The sequence below is a fragment of the Caulobacter sp. Root487D2Y genome (assembly GCF_001427165.1).
Classification (GTDB): Bacteria; Pseudomonadota; Alphaproteobacteria; order Caulobacterales; family Caulobacteraceae; genus Caulobacter.
Genome location: NZ_LMFD01000010.1, coordinates 82,545 through 100,248 on the forward strand (window position 1 = coordinate 82,545; position 17,704 = coordinate 100,248).

A 17,704-nucleotide genomic window follows, 5' to 3' on the forward strand; every position below is an offset into this window, starting at 1 on the left:
CGTTTCATGGGTCGGCGTGTCCCAAATACCTCGCCGGCCGGAAGGTTCGGAAAATCCGTTCGGGTCAGATCGGCGTGACCGGCGGATAGGCGTGCGCCCCGCCGTTCGGATCCTCGACCTGACCGTCGACCGCCAGATAGTCCGGCCCGATCGGCACCTTGCCGTGGCCGTCGGGGATGTCGAGCACATAGGTCGGCTGGCACAGGCCCGAGAACCGGCCGCGGATGGCGCGCATCAGGGCGCGGCCTTCCTCCACCGTGGTGCGCAGATGGGCCGTGCCCGGCGCGTGGTCGCCGTGGTGCAGGTAGTAGGGCCGCACGCGGTTCTCGACGAAGCCGCGCATCAGGGCGCCCAGGGTCTCGGGATCGTCGTTGACGCCCTTGAGCAGCACGGTCTGGCTCAGCATCGGGATGCCGGCGTCGATGATCCGGGCGACGGCGGCGCGGGCCGCGTCGGTCAGTTCGCGCGGGTGGTTGGCGTGCAGGGCCACATAGACCGTCTTGCCGCCGGCCTTCAGGGCCTGGACCATGTCCTCGGTGATCGCCGCCGGATCGACCACCGGCACGCGGGTGTGGAAGCGCACGACCTTCACATGGTCGATCCTGGCCAGCCGCTCGCCCAGGTCGCGCAGGCGGCGCGGCGACAGCACCAGCGGGTCGCCGCCGGTGACGATCACCTCCCAGATCTCCGGGTGGGCGGCGATATAGGCGAAGGCGGCGTCCAGCTTCTCGGGCGACAGGTTGGCCAGGCCCTCGGGCCCGATCACCTCGCGGCGGAAGCAGAACCGGCAATAGACCGCGCAGGTGTGGGTGGGTTTCAGCAGCACGCGGTCGGGATAGCGGTGGACGATCCCCTCGACCGGGCTGTGGGCCTCGTCGCCGATCGGGTCGGCGACCTCGCCGGGGCTTTCCAGCAGCTCGGCCTCGTCGGGCAGGAACTGGCGGGCGATCGGGTCGCTCTCGTTGGCCGGGTCGATCAGCGAGGCCATGTCCGGGGTGATCGCCACGGCGTAGCGCGCCGCCACGGCCTCAAGCGCCGGCAGCCGCTCGGGAGCGATCAGGCCGGCTTCGGCCAGGGCGGCGGCGCTGCGGAGGGTGCGGGCGGCGGTCATGAGGCGCGGGATATGGCGGATTAGGCGGCCCGGAGCAATGCGGCGGCTTAGCCGAGGTCGTCGACGAACGCCCGGGGCCGCGCCTTGACCGCGCCCTTCAGCAGCCGCCGGAAGGTCGGGCACGCCATGTGGCTGGGCGCGGGACAGGCCGCGGCGTGGCGCAGGCCGTCGCGCAGGGCGGAGAGGCGGCGGATCGTCTGGTCCAGGTCGTCGGCCTTGGCCGAGAGCCGCGCGCGGTCCAGGCGCGGCTTGCCCGCCACGTCGAACATGCCGGCGATCTCGTCCAGCGAAAACCCCGCCGTCTGGGCCAGGGCGATCAGCGACAGGCGCTCGATCACGCCGGCCTCGAACAGCCGCTTCAGCCCCCGCCGGCCGATCGAGACGATCAGGCCCTTTTCCTCGTAGAACCGCAACCGGGAGGCCGCCATGCCCGTTCCTCGAGCCACCTGCGCGATGTCGAGAAGTTTCACGATTGACCTCAAGTCGACTTGAGGTCGTAGCCTCGTCCATAGCCCGCTTGGAAAGCAAGGAGGACCGCGCGTGACGCAGCCGCAAACCGAGGCCAACAAGGCCCAGACCGAGCTCTGGAACGGCGGGGCCGGCCGCAACTGGGTCGAGCAGAACGCCATGCTCGACCGCCTGTTCGAACCGTTCGAACAGCCGCTGGTCGACGCGATCCGGGAACACGGGGCGCGCGCGGTGCTCGACGTGGGGTGCGGCGCGGGCGCCACCACCTTCGCCGTGGCGCGGAGCCTGAAGGGGCAAGGCCGCTCCACCGGCCTTGACCTGTCCGCGCCGCTGATCGACCTGGCGCGGCGGCGGGCGGCCGAACAGGCGGTCGACAACGCCGATTTCGTGGTCGCCGACGCCCAGCAGCACGCCTTCCAGCCCGCGAGCTTCGACGCGGTCATTTCGCGGTTCGGGGTGATGTTCTTCGACGATCCGGTCGCCGCCTTCGCCAATCTGCGGCGGGCCGCGCGTCCCGAAGCGGGCCTGGCCTGCATCGTCTGGCGCGGGACCGACGAGAACCCGTTCATGGCCGCGGCGGAGCGGGCGGCCGGCCCGCTGCTGCCCGAGCTGCCCAAGCGCGCGCCCGACGCCCCGGGCCAGTTCGCCTTCGCCGATCCGGATCGGGTGGGCGGGATCCTGTCGGCGGCGGGATGGCGGGACGCGGACCTCCAGCCGCTGGACGTCGCCTGCGCCGTGCCGGCGGACGACCTGGAAACCTACGCGACGCGCATGGGGCCCGTGGGTCTGATGCTGCCGAGCCTGGAGGCCGGTCGTCGCGCCGCGGTGATCGAGGCCGTGCGGCGGGGCTTCGCGCCCTTTCTGGCCGACGGCGTGGCGCGGTTCACCGCGGCCTGCTGGCTGGTGCGGGCGCGGGGGTAGGGGTTTGTCGACATTCAGGCGCACCCAAAAATCTATCCGTCATTCCCGCCCTTGTGGCGGGAATGACGGGATAAAGGGGGAATGGCTTCGAGAGGGATTGAACGGCCGAAACGCCAAATATTGATCCCTACCCCGCCACCGGCGTCCACAGCACCTGGTCCACCCGCGACGCCCCCGCCGCCAGCATCACCAGGCGGTCGAAGCCCAGGGCCGAGCCCGAAGCGTTCGGCATGATCGCCAGGGCGGCCAGGAAATCCTCGTCCAACGGGTAGCGCTCGCCATAGACCCGGGCCTTCTCGTCCATCTCGGCCTCGAAGCGGCGGCGCTGTTCGCCGGCGTCGGTCAGCTCGCCGAAGGCGTTGGCCAGCTCGACCCCGCAGGCATAGAGCTCGAACCGCTCGGCCACGCGCGGGTCGCCGGGCTTGGGCCGCGCCAGGGCCGCCTCGGCGGTCGGGTATTCGCAGAGGATCGTGGCGCGGCCGATCCCCAGGTTCGGCTCGACCTTCTCGACGATCACCCGGCTGAACACGTCGGCCCAGGTGTCGTCGTCGGCCACCCGTATGCCGGCGGCCTTGGCCGAGGCCGCCAGGACGTCGCGATCCGTCGCCCCCGTCCCGTCGATCGAGGCCAGCAGATCGACGCCCGCGTGCCGCGCGAACGCCTCCGCCACCGTCACCCGCTCGGGGGCGGCGAAAGGATCGCAGTCATGACCGCGAAAGCGGAATTGGAGGGTTCCCACCGTTTCCGCCGAAAGCGCCAGCAACGCCGCGCAGTCGTCCATCAGGGTCTGGTACGGCGCGTCGACCCGGTACCATTCCAGCATGGTGAACTCCGGATGGTGCAGCGCCCCGCGCTCGCGGTTGCGCCAGACCTTGCCGAAATCGAAGATCCGCCGCTCGCCCGCCGCCAGCAGCTTCTTGCACGAGAACTCCGGCGAGGTGTGCAGGTAGAGCGGCGCGCTTTCCCCCGAAAGCGTCAGGGCCTGGGTCTCGAAGGCGTGCAGATGGGCCTCGTTGCCGGGCGAGACCTGCAGGGCCGCGGTCTCGACCTCCAGGAACCCCGCGGCCTCGAACCAGGCCCGGAACGCGGCCTTGATCCTGTTGCGGGCCAGCAGGAACGGCCGCCGGTCGGCGTGGTTTTCAGGCCGCCACCAGGGCGAAGGAGAAGCTGTCGGCACGGGGCGTCCCAGGTCGGGGGGTGGCGAACTTGGCGAGGATCGCTATAGGAGGGCGATATCTAACGCAATTCGCGGCCAAGGCCGCCGCGAGATCCAAGGACGCACTACGTGACCAAAGTCGCCGCCAGCTCGCTGAGGAAGGGTTCCGTCGTCGATATGGACGGCAAGCTCTACGTTGTCCTCAACGCCGAAAACATCCACCCCGGCAAGGGCACGCCGGTCACCCAGCTGAACATGCGCCGCATCTCGGACGGCGTGAAGGTGTCGGAACGCTACCGCACGACCGAGCAGGTCGAGCGCGCCTTCGTCGACCAGCGCGACCACACCTTCCTGTACCAGGACGGCGAGGGCTACCACTTCATGAACCCGGAAACCTTCGACCAGCTGGTCGCCTCCGAGGACGTGATCGGCGACCTGGGCGCCTATCTGCAGGAAAACATGACCGTCGTCCTGTCGACGCACAACGACGTGCCGATCGCCCTGGAACTGCCGCGCACCGTGACCCTCGAGATCGTCGAGACCGAACCCTCGGTGAAGGGCCAGACCGCCAGCTCGTCGTACAAGCCGGCCATCCTCAGCAACGGCGTGCGCACCATGGTGCCGCCGTACATCGCCTCGGGCACCCGGGTGATCATCCTGACCGAGGATGGTTCGTACCAGGAACGCGCGAAGGACTAGGCTTCGCCTAGAGCTTCCAAAAGCCTGTCATCCCGGCCGCGGCGCAGCGGAGAGCCGGGACCGACGCCAGAGCTCAGCGCTTCGGCCCGGTCCCGGATCTTCGCGCTTCGCGCTTCGTCCGGGATGACAGGCTTTTTTGCGTTTTCAGACGTGAAGGGCGCTCACCACCGCAGCGCCCACCGACCCACCAACGCCCCCAGCGCCCCGGTTCCCAGCACGCCCAGGGTGTACCAGGTGCCCACGAACACCATCGTGCTCTCGCCGCAGTGCAGGCCGTAGACCGTGGCCGCCACGCCGCCGGCGAAGGCGCCGGCCGCGAAGCCGGTCAGGGCCGGGCGGGTCGGGGCCATGCCGCGCAGCACCACCAGCGTCGCCGCCAGCCCCGGCAGGGCCAGGGTCAGGATGTAGCGGAAGCAGACCTTCCAGGATCCGCCCATCATCATCGACCGGCGATGCCCCCAATCGGCGGCCAGCCATTGGCCGAAGCCCATGCCGACGAACAGCGCCAGCACCAGAGCCCCGAACAGCAACGCCTTGCGCGGCGCGCCGTCCGGCCGCGCCAGGCGCTCCAGGGCCCAGAAGCCCGCCACGCCCAGCAGGGCGGTGTAGATCGCCTTCATCCAGAACATCCGGCCGGTCATGGCCTGGGCCAGGTCCTCACGCGTGCCCAGCCAGGCCAGCACCATCACCAAGGCCGCCAGGCCTCCGGCCACGGCCACGCCGACGAACCGACGCTGCACCGCCCCGGCCGGGATGGCGCGCGGTCGCACCGCCAGCTGATCGATCAGATCATCCGTCCGCACGGCCACGCATCCTTTCTCCGAGACTCTTCAGCGCGCGGTGCAGGGCGACCTTGGCCGCGCCCTCGCTGACGCCGGCCCGATCGCCGGCCTCGGCCAGGCTGAGACCCTCGATCTTGACGTCGCGCACCAGGTTGCGCTGGCGCTCGGGCAGGGTCTCCAGGGCCTTGTCCAGGTCCATGGCCGAGCCGGGTTCCGGCGCGTAGGCGGCCAGGACCTCGACATAGTCGTCGATCGGCAGGGTCACCCGCACCTTCCGCCGCCGCCAGTGGTCGATCAGCTTGTAGCGCGCCAGGGCGAAGGCCCAAGGGGTGAACGGCTGGGCGCGATCGTAGGTCGCGCGCCGCGTATGCACCGCCATCAGGGTCTCTTGCACCAGATCCTCCACATCGCCGGAAGCGTCGCGCATGCGACGCTCGAAATAGACGCGGAGCCGGCCGCCGAGTTGAGACAGCAACAGCCGATAGGCCGGGGCGTCGCCGTCCAGGCTCAACAGCATCAGCGCCTTCAGGGCGGCCTCGGTTTCCGTCACGCCTCCCCCTTGTTCGCGCGAGACGGCCTGATGGTTACACCGCGTCGCGGAAAGCGGGAACCGGGTCTGGCGCTGTCCGGCGTTTTTCGGCGCGCCGCTTTTTTGTTCGGATACCGGTGTAACCTTTCGCGGCGCCCGTCCGTAACTCCCCTTTGACCGCGCAGGACGGGCCGACGAACGGCGCCGGGCTCGGTCGCACCAGACGAAGGAAACGCCTCCATGAACCGCACCCCCGCTCTCGCCCTCGCCGCCGTGTTCGCCCTGAGCGCCGGCGCCGCCATGGCCCGCGACGACGCCAAGCCGGCCAAGATGGAAATGGAAAAGTGCTACGGCATCGCCAAGGCCGGCCACAACGACTGCAAGGCCGGGGCCGGCACCTCGTGCGCGGGCACCTCGAAGGCCGACTATCAGGGCGACGCCTGGAAGAAGGTCGCCAAGGGCACCTGCACCAGCATCAAGACCCCGAACGGCACGGGCTCGCTGACCCCGAAGACCTCGATGTAGGCCACGCCCGCCCCAACGCTGTCATCCCGGACGAGCGCGAAGCGCGAAGATCCGGGACCGACCCAGAGCGCATGCGTTTCCGGCGGTCCCGGATCTGCGCTTCGCTTCGTCCGGGATGACAGGCTCTTGTTGATTTGAAGAACGTCCCATGTCCCCCACCGCCGGCCTCGGCCTCAAACCGCAGCACTACGCCGAAGCCCTCGCGGCCGAGGACGCGGGCCTGTGGTTCGAGGTCCATCCCGAGAACTACATGGCCGCCGGCGGGCCGCGCCTGCGCTGGCTGCAGGCCGTCCGCGACAGGCATCCGCTGTCGCTGCACGGGGTGGGCCTGTCCCTGGCCGCCGACGCCGATCCGGACCCCGCCCACCTCTCCGCCCTGAAGGCCCTGGCCGATCGGTTCGAGCCGTTCGTGGTCTCCGAGCACCTGGCCTGGAGCACCCATCGCGGCGTCCACCAGCCCGACCTCCTGCCCTTTCCCCGCACCCGCGCGGCCCTCGACCGGATCGCCGGCAACATCGGCCGCACCCAGGACGTCCTTGGACGGACGATCCTGGTCGAGAACCCGTCGCTGTACCTGCCGCTGACCGGTCACGCGCTGGACGAGACCGATTTCCTGATCGACCTGACCCGCCGCACCGGCTGCGGCCTGCTGGTCGACGTCAACAACGTGTTCGTCAGCGCCAGCAACCTGGGCTACGCCGCCGAGACCTATCTGGACGCCCTGCCCGCCGAGGTCATCGGCGAGATCCACCTGGCCGGCCACGGCGCCGATGAGGGCGGCTCAAGCTTGCTGATCGACACTCACGGCGCCCCGGTCGCCGAGCCCGTCTGGACCCTGTACCGCCGCCTGGTCGACCGGATCGGCCCCCGTCCGACCCTGATCGAGCGCGACGACGACATCCCGGCCTTCGACGTGCTGATGGCTGAGCGGAACCGGGCGCATGGGATGCTGGCGAAGCGGGAGCCGGCCCATGTCTGAGCTGGGCCGTTTCCAGGACGCTTTCGCCGCCGCCCTCGCCGAGCGAGCATCCGCGCCGATCGCCGCCTGGCTGCCAAACGGCGAGGGCGACGGCGAGGCCGAGCCCGCCGGCCTGGCCGTCTATCGCAACACGATCGCCAAGGGCTGCGTCGACGCCCTGGCGGCCAACTTCCCGACCGTGGCCAGCCTGGTCGGCGACGACTGGTTCCGCGCCGCCGCCGCCCTGTTCGCCCGCGAGCATCCGCCGACCCACGCCGCCCTGCATGCCTATGGCGAGGCCTTCCCGGACTGGCTGGACCGCTTTCCGCCGGCCGACGACCTGCCCTACCTGCCGGCCATGGCCCGGCTGGATCGGATGTGGACCACCGCCCTGTTCGCGCCGGAGGCCCAGCCGCTGGCCGCCGAAGCCTTCGCCCTGGCGCCCGACGCCCTGGCCGCCGCCCGCCCGCGCCTGCATCCCAGCCTGGCCTTCGCCTGGTTCGACAGCGGCCTGCCCGGCCTGTGGCTGGCGGCCCGCGAACCCGAGCCCGGCGAGATGGCGCTGACCGACGACCCGCAGGGCGTCCTGATCGCCCGGCCCGACGACATGGTGCATGGCCGCCTGCTCGACGCCGCCGGCTTCGCCTTCCTGACCGCCGCCCGCGACGGGGCGAGCCTGGGCGAGGCGATCACCGCCGCGGCCCGGGCGAACCCCGCCGCCGACCTCGCAACCCTCTTCGCCGCCTTGATCGCCGACGGTGCGTTCAGCGGCCTCGACCTTGGAGACCTCGCGTGACCGACCAGATGCTCGCCCCCGCCCCCTCGCGTCCCTGGAGCCGTCCGTTCGACGCCCTGGCCGTCCTGGCCCACCGCGCCCTGCCCGACGGGGTCCTGACCCTGGTCGCGCGCCTGGGCGTCGCCTCGGTGTTCTTCCTGTCGGGACGCACCAAGGTCGACGGTATCCTGCACATCACCGACGGAACCTATTCGCTGTTCGCCGACGAATACGCCCTGCCGCTGATCCCTTCGGACGTCGCCGCCCACCTGGCGACCTACAGCGAGCACCTGTTCTCGATCCTGCTGGTGCTGGGCCTGTTCACCCGGCTCTCGGCCCTGGCCTTCCTGGGCATGACCCTGGTGATCGAGGTGTTCGTCTATCCCGACGCCTGGAGCACCCACCTGTCCTGGGCCGCGATCCTGCTGTTCCTGGTGGCCAAGGGCGGCGGGAAGTGGAGTTTGGATCGGGCGCTGGGGATTCGCTGAGGCCTCCCAAGACGCCCCCTCCGTCGGGCTTCGCCCGCCACCTCCCCCGTTGCACGGGGGAGGAGAAAGACGCCGCATCCTCCTCACCCGCAAGGCGGGGGAGGTGGCGCGATGCGAATACGCATCGTGACGGAGGGGGCGTCCCGTCGCGTCACCACCCGCCGTACCGCGGCCCGAACCGGCGCCGCAGCTCGTCCACCTCGCGCTCGGCGTCGCGGGCGGCCCAGTCGGCCCGGCGGCCGTCCTCGACCGCCTGGCGGCGCTCGCTGCGCAGGCGGTTCAGCCGGTCGCGCAGTTCGTGCTTCTGCTCGTCGTTCAGCTGGGGATTCTTCAGTTCGTCCTCGACGCCCCGCGCCTCGCGGTCGCGCTTCTCGGCGCGGTGGTCGGCGCTCTGGCGGTCCGATTCCGCCTGGCTCAGGCGCGACACGGCCGCGTTCACCAGCTGGCCGTCGGCATAGCCGACCAGGAAGCCGCGCTCGGGTCCCTGCGGGCAAACCCCGGCATAGGCGTTGCCGTCGCGCCCTTCGCTGAAGCCGCGGTCCTGGGTGCAATACAGCTTCAGCCCCTGGTCGCGGGCCTGGAAATAGGGCGCGGCGTCGGGAACCACCCCGGCCTTGGCGCAGGCCTTGGCGTGGTCGTCCAGACGGCTTTGCGGACGCCCCGCCTCGCCGTCCTTGAAGCCCACCCCGGCCCAGTCGCCCTGCAGGCAGGCCTCCTTGCTCATGGTGGCGCAGCCGGCCAGCGCGCCGACCGTAACGACCAGTCCCAGAACCCCCAGTTTCCGAACCCAAAGACGACGCATGTGTAAGCTCCCCAAGGCATGGCCCTAAAGCGTGACTTGGGGGGAGCTAAAGCTTGGCCGTCTGAACGGCCGCTGAACGATGGTTTCCTAGTGGCCCGTACTCAATGAACCGTCACGCGGCGCGGACGCTTCCACAGCTCCTCGGTCAGGGCGTTGGCGAAGCCCAGCCAGCCGAGATAGGGGCTGGAAAAGCCCGAGGCCGGGGCCACCAGCTTGCGGGCCTGCAGGGCATAGGCGGCCGAGGCCGCCAGCGACGCGGTCGCCGCGCCAAGTTGTCCCCCGACGCGCTTGGCGCCGAGGGCCAACCAGAGGGCGTTGAAGCCCTGGACCAGGCTCCAGAGGGTGAGAGCCCGGGTGCGCGTGGGGCTGGACGGCGCGTTCCAGATCCGCAGTCCCGAAAGGGTCATGGCGATGAACAGCGGCGGCAGGATCAGGCTGGTCAGGGCCTTGGGCTGATGGGCGACCGGCTCGTGCATCTCGGCGTAGCCGACCGCGTATTCCTCGTCGTCGATCATCTTCTCGTGGCGGCGGCCCAGCAGGGTCGAGGCCAGGATCGCGCCGCCGGCCAGGGCCAGGCCCAGGAGCAGTTGAGCGCCGGCGGTGCTAGGGGTGTCGGCCTTGACGTCAATCTCGAACGACTCGCGACCGGCGTGAGTCCGCCTCCCGTGGGATCGGCCGTTCGGGATGTGCATGGCGGAACTCCTCGCTAAACATGCTTGTAACCCGCCTAGCTGGGCCTTGGTTCCAAGGCGGCGAAACGGTTTGAGGGTTCCCATGCTCGTTTTCCGCCCCGCCCGGCCCGAAGAGATCGAGACGATCCGCGCCCTCGAGCGCGCCTCGGCCCAGCGTTTCGTCGGGTTGATGGACGCCCTGGCCGCCGACGAGCCCACGCCGGCGTCGATCCTGGCCCCGCGGATCGCCGCCGGCGGCCTGGTCGTGGCGGTGGAGGACGAGGCGCTCGTGGGGTTCGTGATGTTCCGGCGGGTCGAGACCCGGGCCTATGTCGAACAGCTCGACGTGCTGCCCGCCTTCGCCGGCCGGCGGATCGGCGCGGCGCTGCTGGACGCGGCGGCCGAATGGGCGCGGACGGCGGGGCTGGACGGCCTGTCGCTGTCGACCTTCCGCGACGTGCCGTGGAACGCGCCGTACTACCGGCGGCTGGGGTTCGTGGACCTGGCGGAGCTGACGCCGGGGATGGCCGCGATCCGGGAGACGCACCTGGCCCGAGGGCTGGATGAGGACGCGCGGGTGTTCATGACGCGGGATTTGTGAGGGGACGGACGCCCCCTCCGTCACGATGCGTATTCGCATCGCGCCACCTCCCCCGCGATGCGGGTGAGGAGGATTACGCCCTCACCATTTCCTCCCCCGAGCAACGGGGGAGGTGGCGGGCGAAGCCCGACGGAGGGGGCGTCCGTCCGCCGCGACCTAAGCCGGCAGTTCGCCCACGGCGCTCTGCAGGTAGTTCTGCTCGCCCAGCGCCTTGACCAGGCCCAGTTGCATCTCGAGGAAGTCGATATGCTCCTCGGTGTCGCTGAGGATCTCGCGCAGCAGTTCGCGGCTGACATAGTCGCGGACCTGTTCGCACTGGATGATGCCCGGGATCAGCGTCTCGCGGCCGCCGACCTCGACCGAGAGGTCGCTGGCCAGGCATTCGGGCACGGTCTCGCCGATCTTCAGCTTGTGCAGGTCTTGCAGGTTGGGCAGCCCCTCCAGGAACAGGATGCGGTTGATCAGCTTGTCGGCGTGTTTCATCTCGCCGATCGACTCGTCGTAGGTGATCTTGCCCAGGCGCTTGAAGCCCCAGTTGTCGTACATCCGCGCGTGCAGGAAGTACTGGTTCACCGCCGTCAGCTCGTTGGTGAGCACCGCGTTCAAGAGCCGGATGATGCCGGGATCGCCTTGCATGGCGGGCCTCCTCAGATTCGAATAACGGCGCGCGATAGCCGAAAGTGGACGCCGGTTTCGGCGACCATCGCGTGCCCACGTAAAAGGGCTGCCTGAGTCCTTTGGACTCAGGCAGAGGGGACCCTGAGCCATCGGCCAGGTTGCATCAACCGCTATGTCTGCAAGTGTTTCTCAGCCTCACGGAAAAGCGTGAAGCAGGCGCGCGGGCGCGGATTTTAGCGCGTTTGAGGCCTATTCGGCGGCGAAGGCCAGGGCTTCGCGGTTGTCCTGGATCATCTGGCGCATCTCGCAGACGCACTTGGCGCACTGGGCCTGGCAGCCCTTGTGACGGAACACGTCGGCCGGGCGGGTGGCCCCGGCGTCGATGGCGGCGCGGACTTCCCGCTCGCGAATGCCGTTACAGTTGCAGACGTACAAGGGAGACGCGCCCCATCGAATGATTGTCATTCTCATGTAGCGGAGGCGCGCGCCTTTTGCAACTGACTCGCAGTGCGACAAATGGGTCCTAGGTTCTAAGCACCTCCCCCTGTGGGGGAGGTGTCGGCGCAGCCGACGGAGGGGGGAGTGATCGGCAGATGGCCTCATCCCCCCGATCGACGCCCCCAAAACTCCCCCCACCGGCCTTCGGCCGCCTCCCCCACGGGGGGAGGACCTTTGTCCGCCGTCCAAATCGGCGTAATCCCGCCTGATGACCGACTGCCGCCTCTACCTGATCACCCCGCCGGCCCTGGACGACCTAGCCGCCTTCGGCCACGACCTGGCCGCGGCCCTCGACGGCGGCGACGTGGCCGCCCTGCAGATCCGCCTGAAGGACACCCCGGACGACGTGATCGCCGCCGCCGTCCAGGTGCTCAGCCCCATCGCCCGGTCGCGCGGCGTGGCGGTGATCCTCAACGACCGTCCCGACCTGGCCGCCCGGCTGGGCTGCGACGGGGTCCATGTCGGCCAGGGCGACACGCCCTACAAGGAGGCCCGCAAGATCATGGGGCCGAACGCCATGATCGGCGTCACCTGCCACGACAGCCGCCACCTGGCCATGGAGGCCGCCGAGGCCGGAGCCGACTACGTGGCCTTCGGGGCCTTCTTCCCGACCACCACCAAGGACGCTCCGACCACCGCCGATCCGGAGATCCTGTCGATCTGGCAGGAGACGATGGAAGTGCCTTCCGTCGCCATCGGCGGGATCACCGCCGACAACGCCGCCGGCCTGGCCGCGGCGGGGGCCGACTTCCTGGCCGTCTCGGCCGGGGTCTGGAAGCACCCCCAGGGGCCGGCCGCCGGCGTCGCGGCGATCAACGCCGCCATCGCCGAGGGCCTTGCGGCCCGCTTGGCGGCGCGGGGCGCATAACGCCGTTCGCGGAGCTTGCCGGTCAAGCTTGTCGGGCGTAGCGTCTTCCCAACGATAGAATACGGGGAGGACGTCCATGCGGCGGCTTGGTCTGTGTTTGCTTGGCGTAACCGTCCTGGGCCTGATGGCGACGGCCACCGCGACCCTGGCGGAAAGCTGGAAAGCGTCGCCCGGCGAGGCGAAAACCTTCTACGACGCGGACTTCATGCGGGTGGACCAGACGTCCGGCCTGATCGTGCTGCGCATCGCCGAGGGACGGCCCAACGGCCCCTACCGGAGCTGGCCGGCCGGCAAGGGTCCGATCCTGCTGTTCGCCCTGGACTGCGCGGCCGACAAGTGGATCGACCTGGGCATGGACTTCACCGGCGACCAGGGCCTGCCCAAGGGCTGGCGCAAGGGCGAGAAGATCGACGACATCAAGGGCGCCGCCGGCGGCGCGGGCCGCGTGGCGTGCGAGACCAAGGACACCTTGCCGAAGGTGGCGCTGCCCTAGGGGCACCCTCTCCCGGAGGGGAGAGGGAGGGGCCCACGCGAAGCGTGGGAGGGTGAGGGGTCACGCCCTCAGCCGGAGCGCCGCGCCGATGGCCTCGGCCACCCCTCCGGGATCGGCCAGTACGAATTCATTGTCGAACCGCAAGACGCGATACCCGCAGCGCTCAAGAACTTCGGTGCGAACCAGGTCATGCAGTTCGCGATCCTCGTGCGCCGGTCCATCGAGTTCAACGACGAGCTTGGCGTCCCAACAGGCGAAGTCCGCGAAATAACGATCGATCGGAACTTGGCGGCGAAACTTGAAGCCATCGAGACGGCGGCCGCGCACGATCGCCCAGATCTTTCCTCGGCCTGGGTCTGGCCGCGACGCAGGCGGCGAGCGTTGGGGATCTGGTTCATCTCGCGATGAAGCGGATCAAATCAAGAACGTGGCAAGCAAAGTAATCGGGGTTTCACTTTTGACGGTGTCACCCCTCACCCGCCCTCTCCCCTCCGGGAGAGGGTTTCAAGAATTCAACCGCGCCAGCTTCTCCGGATTGCGCATCGTGTAGACCGCGGCGATGCGGCCGTCGACGATCTCCAGGCCCATGGTCTGGAACACCACGCCGGCGTGGCTGAACACGATGCCGGGAGCGCCGTTGATCCGCGCCAGGCGGGCCACCGTGTCGTCGGGCGCGGGCCATTTCTTCTTGATCCCCAGCATCAGGCGCACGGCCTTCTCCAGCCCGAACACCGGGTTCATGGTCGCCTTGGCGAGGCCCCCGCCGTCGGAATGCATGACCACGTCCCGAGCCAGGACGCCGCGCAGCGCCGTCTCGTCGCCGGTCATCGCCGCGGCCAGGAAGGCGCCGGTCAGGCGCTGCTCCTCCTCGGCGCTGGGGCGGTAGCGCGGCTTGCCGGCCTTGACGTGCTCGCGGGCCCGGGCGGCCAGCTGGCGGCAGGCCGCCTCGGTCCGGCCCAGCGTCTTGGCGACCTCGGCGAAAGGAGCGTCGAACACGTCGTGCAGCAGGAAGGCCGCGCGCTCCAGCGGCGTCAGCCGCTCCAGGGCCAGCAGGAAGGCCACCGACAGGTCCTCGCCCAGGCGTTCGTGATCCTCGTCGACCACCGGCTCGGGCAGCCACTCGCCGACATAGACCTCGCGCCGGGCGCGGGCCGATTTCAGCCGGTCCAGGCACAGGCGGGTGACCACCTTGTTCAGGAAGCCGGCCGGGTTGGCCACTTCGTCGGCGTCGACGTCGCGCCAGCGGATCCAGGCGTCCTGCACCACGTCCTCGGCGTCGGCCCGCGAGCCCAGCATGCGGTAGGCCAGGCCGGTCATCGCCCCGCGGCGGTCCTCGAAGATCGCGTCCCGCCCGTTCTTGCCAAAAGCGCTCATGTCCGCACCGCCACCGCGCGGCCGCCGACCGTGACCTTGGAACAGGTCTTGCCGTAGCCCAGCGCGTATTTCACCGTCGGATAGACCCGCGCCGCCGCCAAGGCCAGGGCGATGGCGGCCAGGCCCTTCTGGCCCCAGCGCGAGACGATCTCCTCACGAAGGTCCTCGCTGCTTTCCAGATCGCGGGCCAGGCTGGCGCGGGCGAAGCCGAAGGCCAGGCCCGCGTCCGGTCCCATGGCCTCGCCGTCGCCGGCCAGGATCGCGGCCAGGACCGCGGGCGACACGCCCCGCTCCTCGGCCCGGCGCACGACGATCTGGGTGCAGGGACCGCAGTCCTCGTTCAGCGTGCCGGCCAGGGCCGCGGCGGCGATCGCGGCCGGCGGCGCGCCCTCCAGAAAGCCCTGCAGCCGCCCCACGCCCGAAAAGGCGATCAGCGCCCTGGGGCTGGCCGCCGCCAGGGCGCGCAGATAGCTGGCGTCGTAGTCGTAGCGGCGCTCCAGGCGGCGCACGGCGCCCAGCATCAACCAGGTCAGCATGGTCAGGCCTCCGCTCGCATGGCGCGTCGCCGGCACGACCGCACGATCAGCAGGCTGATGATCGCCGGCAGGAACACGCCGGGGAAGTCGCGCAGCAGCAGCGGCCACGGCAGGGTCGCGCCGCAGAACGGGGTGATCAGGTGGATGGCGGCGTGCAGGGTCAGGAAGGTCGCCGAGGCGACCGCCACGCCCAGGCCGCGCGCCGGATCCTTCACCGCCCAGCCCATGGCCAGGGCGCAGGCCAGATAGGCCGCCCCGATGTCGCGCACGAAATGCTCGTTCAGCGGCCCGGTCTCGATCACCCCCGGCACGCGCGGATACCACCAGGCCGGCGCCAGCAGCATCACCGCGCCGTTGATCGCCAGGATGGCCGGCAGGATCCATTTCACCCAACGCATCGTCACCTCCTCCGTGTTTGGAGACAGGACGAGGCAGCGCGGGCGGATGTGACATGGCGGGCTGATTTACTCGGCCCCGAACCAAAATTCCGCTCATCCCGGCGAACGCCGGGACCCAGATGGAATGGCGGTGTGGCTGACGCCATGAGCGTTGAGCCCTTGCCAATCATCCACCCCGCTACGGGATCTGGGTCCCGGCGTTCGCCGGGATGAGCGGAGGTGGGGCGGGCCTGAAAAATCCCCTCGCCTTGCTTTCGGCGGCCTACGCGACTAGGTATCGCGCCCACTTTCCCGATCTTTCTATCCGCCCGCATGCATATCCCCCGCCGTCATCCTCATGACGCCGCGCAGGGGGAACTATGAGGAACACCCGCCTTGGCCACCGCTTCCGCCCTCCTAAACGTGATGATCGACGCCGCCCGTAAAGCGGCCCGCGGCCTGGCCCGTGACTTCGGCGAAGTCACCGAGTTGCAGGTGTCCAAGAAGGGCCCCGCCGACTTCGTCACCGCCGCCGACCAGAAGGCCGAGCAGGTGATCTTCGAGATCCTCGAAAAGGCCCGTCCCGGCTACGGCTTCCTGGGCGAGGAACGCGGCCTGATCGAGGGCACCGACAAGACCCACACCTGGATCGTCGACCCGCTGGACGGCACCACCAACTTCCTGCACGGCATCCCGCACTTCGCGGTCAACATCGCCCTGCAGCGCGAGGGCGAGGTCGTCGCCGGCGTCACCTACAACCCCATCACCAACGACCTGTTCTGGGTCGAAAAGGGCAAGGGCGCCTATCTGGGCGCCGAGAAGCGCCTGCGCGTGGCGGCCCGCCGCCACCTGGACGAAAGCGTCCTGGCCACCGGCGTGCCGTTCCTGGGCAAGCCCGGCCACGGCCAGTTCCTGAAGGAGCTGCACCAGATCAGCCAGAAGGTCGCCGGCGTGCGCCGCTTCGGTTCGGCCTCGCTGGACCTGGCCTGGGTCGCGGCCGGCCGCTTCGACGGCTACTGGGAACGCAACCTCAAGCCCTGGGACGTGGCGGCCGGCGTGCTGATGGTCACCGAGAGCGGCGGCAAGGTCTCCACGATCGAGGAGCACGGCAACCCGATCGAAGGCGCCTCGATCCTGGCCACCAACCAGGAACTGCACCCGCTGGTGCTGGAGCGCCTGCTGGCGGCCTCGGCCTAAGGGTCCAATTGCGCCTACCCACCGTTGTCATCCCGGAAAGCGCGCGGCGCTTGTCCGGGATGACAACGGTTTGGGGGCGGCCCTTTCACCAAAAACAAAAACGCCCCGGGCTCGCACCCGGGGCGTCTTCGTATCTGGGCCCGGCGCTAGCGGCAGACGGTCCGCGTGTACACCGCGTCGCGATAGGGGTCGTATTCGCGGGTGGTCCAGCAGTCGCGGCCGTAGCCGTAACCGTAGGGGCGGGGGGCGTAGCCGCCGTAGTAGCGCGGGGGTGGCGGCGGCGGGGCGTAGCCGTGGCTGTAGCCGGTGCGATAGTGGTTGTTGTTGTTGCCGGCGATCGCCGCGCCCAGGGCCAGGCCGACGATGCCCCCGGCGATGGCGACGCCGACGTCGTTGTCGTGGTGGCCGCGCCCGTGGCCGTAATAGCCGTGGTGACGGTAGGAGTCGGCCGAGGCGGCGGTCGCGCCCGCGACCATGGCCAGGGCCGCGACGCTCGCGGCGACACGGCCGATCGTGGTTTTCAGATGACGAGTCATGACGCTGTTCCTTCGTGGCGACGGCGTTCCGACACGTCCGTCTCCATGCTGGAGATCCTCGGTCCCGGCGGCTGAACGCAGGCTGAACGGGACCGTCAGCTTCACCGGCCGCGCCCGATCCAAATCCTGACGGCAACGCCGATTTATTCACCTTTCCGCGCGAGGGTGGGACCAGACGGCGCTCAGAACGGGCGACACACAGGCTTGAAGGCGACCAGGCGATGTCCAGGAACGTGGCTTACGCGGCCGGCGAGGATCTGCAGATCCTGTCGTTCGAAGTCGGAACCCAGACCTATTGCGTGCCCGTGGGCGCGGTCCGCGAGATCCGCGGCGTCACCCCCGCCACCCCGCTGCCGGACGCGCCGCCCTATGTGCGCGGCGTGATCAATCTGCGCGGCCAGGTGATGCCGGTGATCGACCTGTCCGAACGCCTGGGCAAGGGCGTCGCCGCCGACAGCGCCCGCCAGGTGATCATCGTGGTCGAGCACCACGACGACGTCGCCGGCCTGCTGGTCGACGCGGTCTGCGACAGCTTCATCGTCTCGGCCGACAGCATCAGCCCGCCCCCGCCGCTGGGCGAGGACATCACCTCGAACCTGGTCTCGGCGGTGATCACCACCGAGGCGGCCATGATCGTGCTGCTGTCGGTGGACGCCATCCTGCCCGAGCGCCGGGTCGACCTGGCGGCCTAGGCGCCCTGCCGCATCCTCGTCCTTCGACA

The 17,704-nt window shown here is 69.8% G+C and carries 25 protein-coding genes and 1 pseudogene; 11 read left to right on the forward strand and 15 right to left on the reverse strand.

What is annotated here, in order from left to right; genetic code table 11:
- Positions 1-64: 64 nt before the first annotated feature.
- Positions 65-1,111 carry a lysine-2,3-aminomutase-like protein gene (locus ASD38_RS10245; RefSeq protein WP_056459829.1) on the reverse strand — a complete coding sequence of 349 codons (1,047 nt, stop codon included), beginning with the start codon at positions 1,109-1,111 and terminating at the stop codon, positions 65-67.
- Positions 1,112-1,158: 47 nt separating this feature from the next.
- Positions 1,159-1,581, reverse strand: coding sequence for a helix-turn-helix domain-containing protein (locus ASD38_RS10250; protein ID WP_200941424.1), 423 nt, complete (start codon positions 1,579-1,581; stop codon positions 1,159-1,161).
- 70 nt (positions 1,582-1,651) lie between these two features.
- On the opposite strand from ASD38_RS10250, the gene ASD38_RS10255 reads away from it, so the two are divergent.
- Entirely contained in the window at positions 1,652-2,500 is an 849-nt protein-coding gene (locus ASD38_RS10255; RefSeq protein ID WP_056459831.1) for a class I SAM-dependent methyltransferase, read from the forward strand.
- A gap of 127 nt (positions 2,501-2,627) precedes the next feature.
- Here the strand turns inward: ASD38_RS10255 and epmA are convergent, their stop codons facing one another.
- Positions 2,628-3,677, reverse strand: coding sequence for an EF-P lysine aminoacylase EpmA (epmA, locus tag ASD38_RS10260; RefSeq protein WP_056440881.1), 1,050 nt, complete (start codon positions 3,675-3,677; stop codon positions 2,628-2,630).
- A 108-nt stretch (positions 3,678-3,785) separates the two neighbouring features.
- Between epmA and efp the strand changes: the two genes are divergently transcribed.
- Positions 3,786-4,355 carry an elongation factor P gene (efp, locus tag ASD38_RS10265; protein WP_082554725.1) on the forward strand — a complete coding sequence of 190 codons (570 nt, stop codon included), beginning with the start codon at positions 3,786-3,788 and terminating at the stop codon, positions 4,353-4,355.
- Positions 4,356-4,516: 161 nt separating this feature from the next.
- Here efp and ASD38_RS10270 read toward each other — a convergent pair whose 3' ends face one another.
- A complete protein-coding gene (locus tag ASD38_RS10270; protein ID WP_056461336.1) occupies positions 4,517-5,158 on the reverse strand; it encodes an NrsF family protein in 642 nt (213 codons plus the stop codon).
- The gene (locus ASD38_RS10275; protein ID WP_056440878.1) at positions 5,145-5,687 is read right to left on the reverse strand and encodes a sigma-70 family RNA polymerase sigma factor; all 543 of its coding nucleotides are present in this window, start codon (positions 5,685-5,687) and stop codon (positions 5,145-5,147) included. The genes ASD38_RS10270 and ASD38_RS10275 overlap by 14 nt, the downstream gene beginning before the upstream one ends.
- Before the next feature lie 219 nt (positions 5,688-5,906).
- Between ASD38_RS10275 and ASD38_RS10280 the strand changes: the two genes are divergently transcribed.
- The 4 genes from ASD38_RS10280 to ASD38_RS10295 all read left to right on the forward strand — a co-directional run bounded on the left by ASD38_RS10280 (position 5,907) and on the right by ASD38_RS10295 (position 8,412).
- Positions 5,907-6,191, forward strand: coding sequence for a BufA1 family periplasmic bufferin-type metallophore (locus tag ASD38_RS10280; protein WP_056440877.1), 285 nt, complete (start codon positions 5,907-5,909; stop codon positions 6,189-6,191).
- A gap of 148 nt (positions 6,192-6,339) precedes the next feature.
- Complete coding sequence (gene bufB, locus ASD38_RS10285; protein ID WP_056459833.1) at positions 6,340-7,170, forward strand: MNIO family bufferin maturase; 831 nt, start codon at positions 6,340-6,342, stop codon at positions 7,168-7,170.
- Positions 7,163-7,945, forward strand: a complete 783-nt coding sequence (locus ASD38_RS10290) for an HvfC/BufC N-terminal domain-containing protein (protein ID WP_056459836.1) — start codon at positions 7,163-7,165, stop codon at positions 7,943-7,945. The genes bufB and ASD38_RS10290 overlap by 8 nt, the downstream gene beginning before the upstream one ends.
- Positions 7,946-7,953: 8 nt before the next feature.
- Complete coding sequence (locus tag ASD38_RS10295) at positions 7,954-8,412, forward strand: DoxX family protein (RefSeq protein WP_056461339.1); 459 nt, start codon at positions 7,954-7,956, stop codon at positions 8,410-8,412.
- A 79-nt stretch (positions 8,413-8,491) separates the two neighbouring features.
- Here the strand turns inward: ASD38_RS10295 and ASD38_RS24585 are convergent.
- The 3 genes and pseudogenes from ASD38_RS24585 to ASD38_RS10305 form a co-directional block, all read right to left on the reverse strand.
- Positions 8,492-8,557 (reverse strand): annotated as a pseudogene (locus ASD38_RS24585) (hypothetical protein); the annotation flags it as partial.
- A 6-nt stretch (positions 8,558-8,563) separates the two neighbouring features.
- The gene (locus ASD38_RS10300; protein WP_056459840.1) at positions 8,564-9,214 is read right to left on the reverse strand and encodes a DUF2799 domain-containing protein; all 651 of its coding nucleotides are present in this window, start codon (positions 9,212-9,214) and stop codon (positions 8,564-8,566) included.
- 101 nt (positions 9,215-9,315) lie between these two features.
- The gene (locus ASD38_RS10305) at positions 9,316-9,906 is read right to left on the reverse strand and encodes a tryptophan-rich sensory protein (RefSeq protein WP_056440869.1); all 591 of its coding nucleotides are present in this window, start codon (positions 9,904-9,906) and stop codon (positions 9,316-9,318) included.
- An 82-nt stretch (positions 9,907-9,988) separates the two neighbouring features.
- Here ASD38_RS10305 and ASD38_RS10310 point away from each other — a divergent pair, with 82 nt between their 5' ends.
- Positions 9,989-10,486: a GNAT family N-acetyltransferase gene (locus ASD38_RS10310; protein WP_056459843.1), complete on the forward strand. Its 498-nt coding sequence runs from the start codon at positions 9,989-9,991 to the stop codon at positions 10,484-10,486.
- A gap of 156 nt (positions 10,487-10,642) precedes the next feature.
- Here the strand turns inward: ASD38_RS10310 and bfr are convergent, their stop codons facing one another.
- Positions 10,643-11,122: a bacterioferritin gene (gene bfr, locus ASD38_RS10315; RefSeq protein ID WP_056459848.1), complete on the reverse strand. Its 480-nt coding sequence runs from the start codon at positions 11,120-11,122 to the stop codon at positions 10,643-10,645.
- A 231-nt stretch (positions 11,123-11,353) separates the two neighbouring features.
- The gene (locus ASD38_RS10320) at positions 11,354-11,539 is read right to left on the reverse strand and encodes a (2Fe-2S)-binding protein (RefSeq protein ID WP_056440858.1); all 186 of its coding nucleotides are present in this window, start codon (positions 11,537-11,539) and stop codon (positions 11,354-11,356) included.
- Between the two features lie 268 nt (positions 11,540-11,807).
- Here ASD38_RS10320 and thiE point away from each other — a divergent pair, with 268 nt between their 5' ends.
- Both thiE and ASD38_RS10330 read left to right on the forward strand, forming a co-directional pair.
- Positions 11,808-12,470 carry a thiamine phosphate synthase gene (gene thiE / locus ASD38_RS10325; RefSeq protein WP_156390658.1) on the forward strand — a complete coding sequence of 221 codons (663 nt, stop codon included), beginning with the start codon at positions 11,808-11,810 and terminating at the stop codon, positions 12,468-12,470.
- A gap of 76 nt (positions 12,471-12,546) precedes the next feature.
- Positions 12,547-12,963 carry a hypothetical protein gene (locus ASD38_RS10330; protein WP_056440852.1) on the forward strand — a complete coding sequence of 139 codons (417 nt, stop codon included), beginning with the start codon at positions 12,547-12,549 and terminating at the stop codon, positions 12,961-12,963.
- Between the two features lie 60 nt (positions 12,964-13,023).
- Here ASD38_RS10330 and ASD38_RS10335 read toward each other — a convergent pair whose 3' ends face one another.
- The 4 genes from ASD38_RS10335 to ASD38_RS10350 form a co-directional block, all read right to left on the reverse strand.
- Complete coding sequence (locus ASD38_RS10335; protein WP_442856967.1) at positions 13,024-13,290, reverse strand: DUF559 domain-containing protein; 267 nt, start codon at positions 13,288-13,290, stop codon at positions 13,024-13,026.
- A 177-nt stretch (positions 13,291-13,467) separates the two neighbouring features.
- Positions 13,468-14,337: a sigma-70 family RNA polymerase sigma factor gene (locus ASD38_RS10340; RefSeq protein WP_056440848.1), complete on the reverse strand. Its 870-nt coding sequence runs from the start codon at positions 14,335-14,337 to the stop codon at positions 13,468-13,470.
- On the reverse strand, positions 14,334-14,873 hold the full coding sequence (locus tag ASD38_RS10345; protein WP_056459851.1) for a hypothetical protein: 540 nt from the start codon (positions 14,871-14,873) through the stop codon (positions 14,334-14,336). Before ASD38_RS10345 ends, ASD38_RS10340 begins: the two co-directional genes overlap by 4 nt.
- Positions 14,874-14,875: 2 nt before the next feature.
- Positions 14,876-15,271, reverse strand: coding sequence for a hypothetical protein (locus ASD38_RS10350; protein ID WP_056459854.1), 396 nt, complete (start codon positions 15,269-15,271; stop codon positions 14,876-14,878).
- 375 nt (positions 15,272-15,646) lie between these two features.
- Between ASD38_RS10350 and ASD38_RS10355 the strand changes: the two genes are divergently transcribed.
- Positions 15,647-16,447: an inositol monophosphatase family protein gene (locus ASD38_RS10355; protein ID WP_056459857.1), complete on the forward strand. Its 801-nt coding sequence runs from the start codon at positions 15,647-15,649 to the stop codon at positions 16,445-16,447.
- A 146-nt stretch (positions 16,448-16,593) separates the two neighbouring features.
- Here ASD38_RS10355 and ASD38_RS23865 read toward each other — a convergent pair whose 3' ends face one another.
- Positions 16,594-16,983 (reverse strand): hypothetical protein, encoded by a 390-nt coding sequence (locus ASD38_RS23865; protein WP_056459860.1) that lies wholly within the window; start codon positions 16,981-16,983, stop codon positions 16,594-16,596.
- 221 nt (positions 16,984-17,204) lie between these two features.
- Between ASD38_RS23865 and ASD38_RS10365 the strand changes: the two genes are divergently transcribed.
- Entirely contained in the window at positions 17,205-17,675 is a 471-nt protein-coding gene (locus ASD38_RS10365; protein WP_056440832.1) for a chemotaxis protein CheW, read from the forward strand.
- The last annotated feature ends 29 nt before the right edge of the window (positions 17,676-17,704 follow it).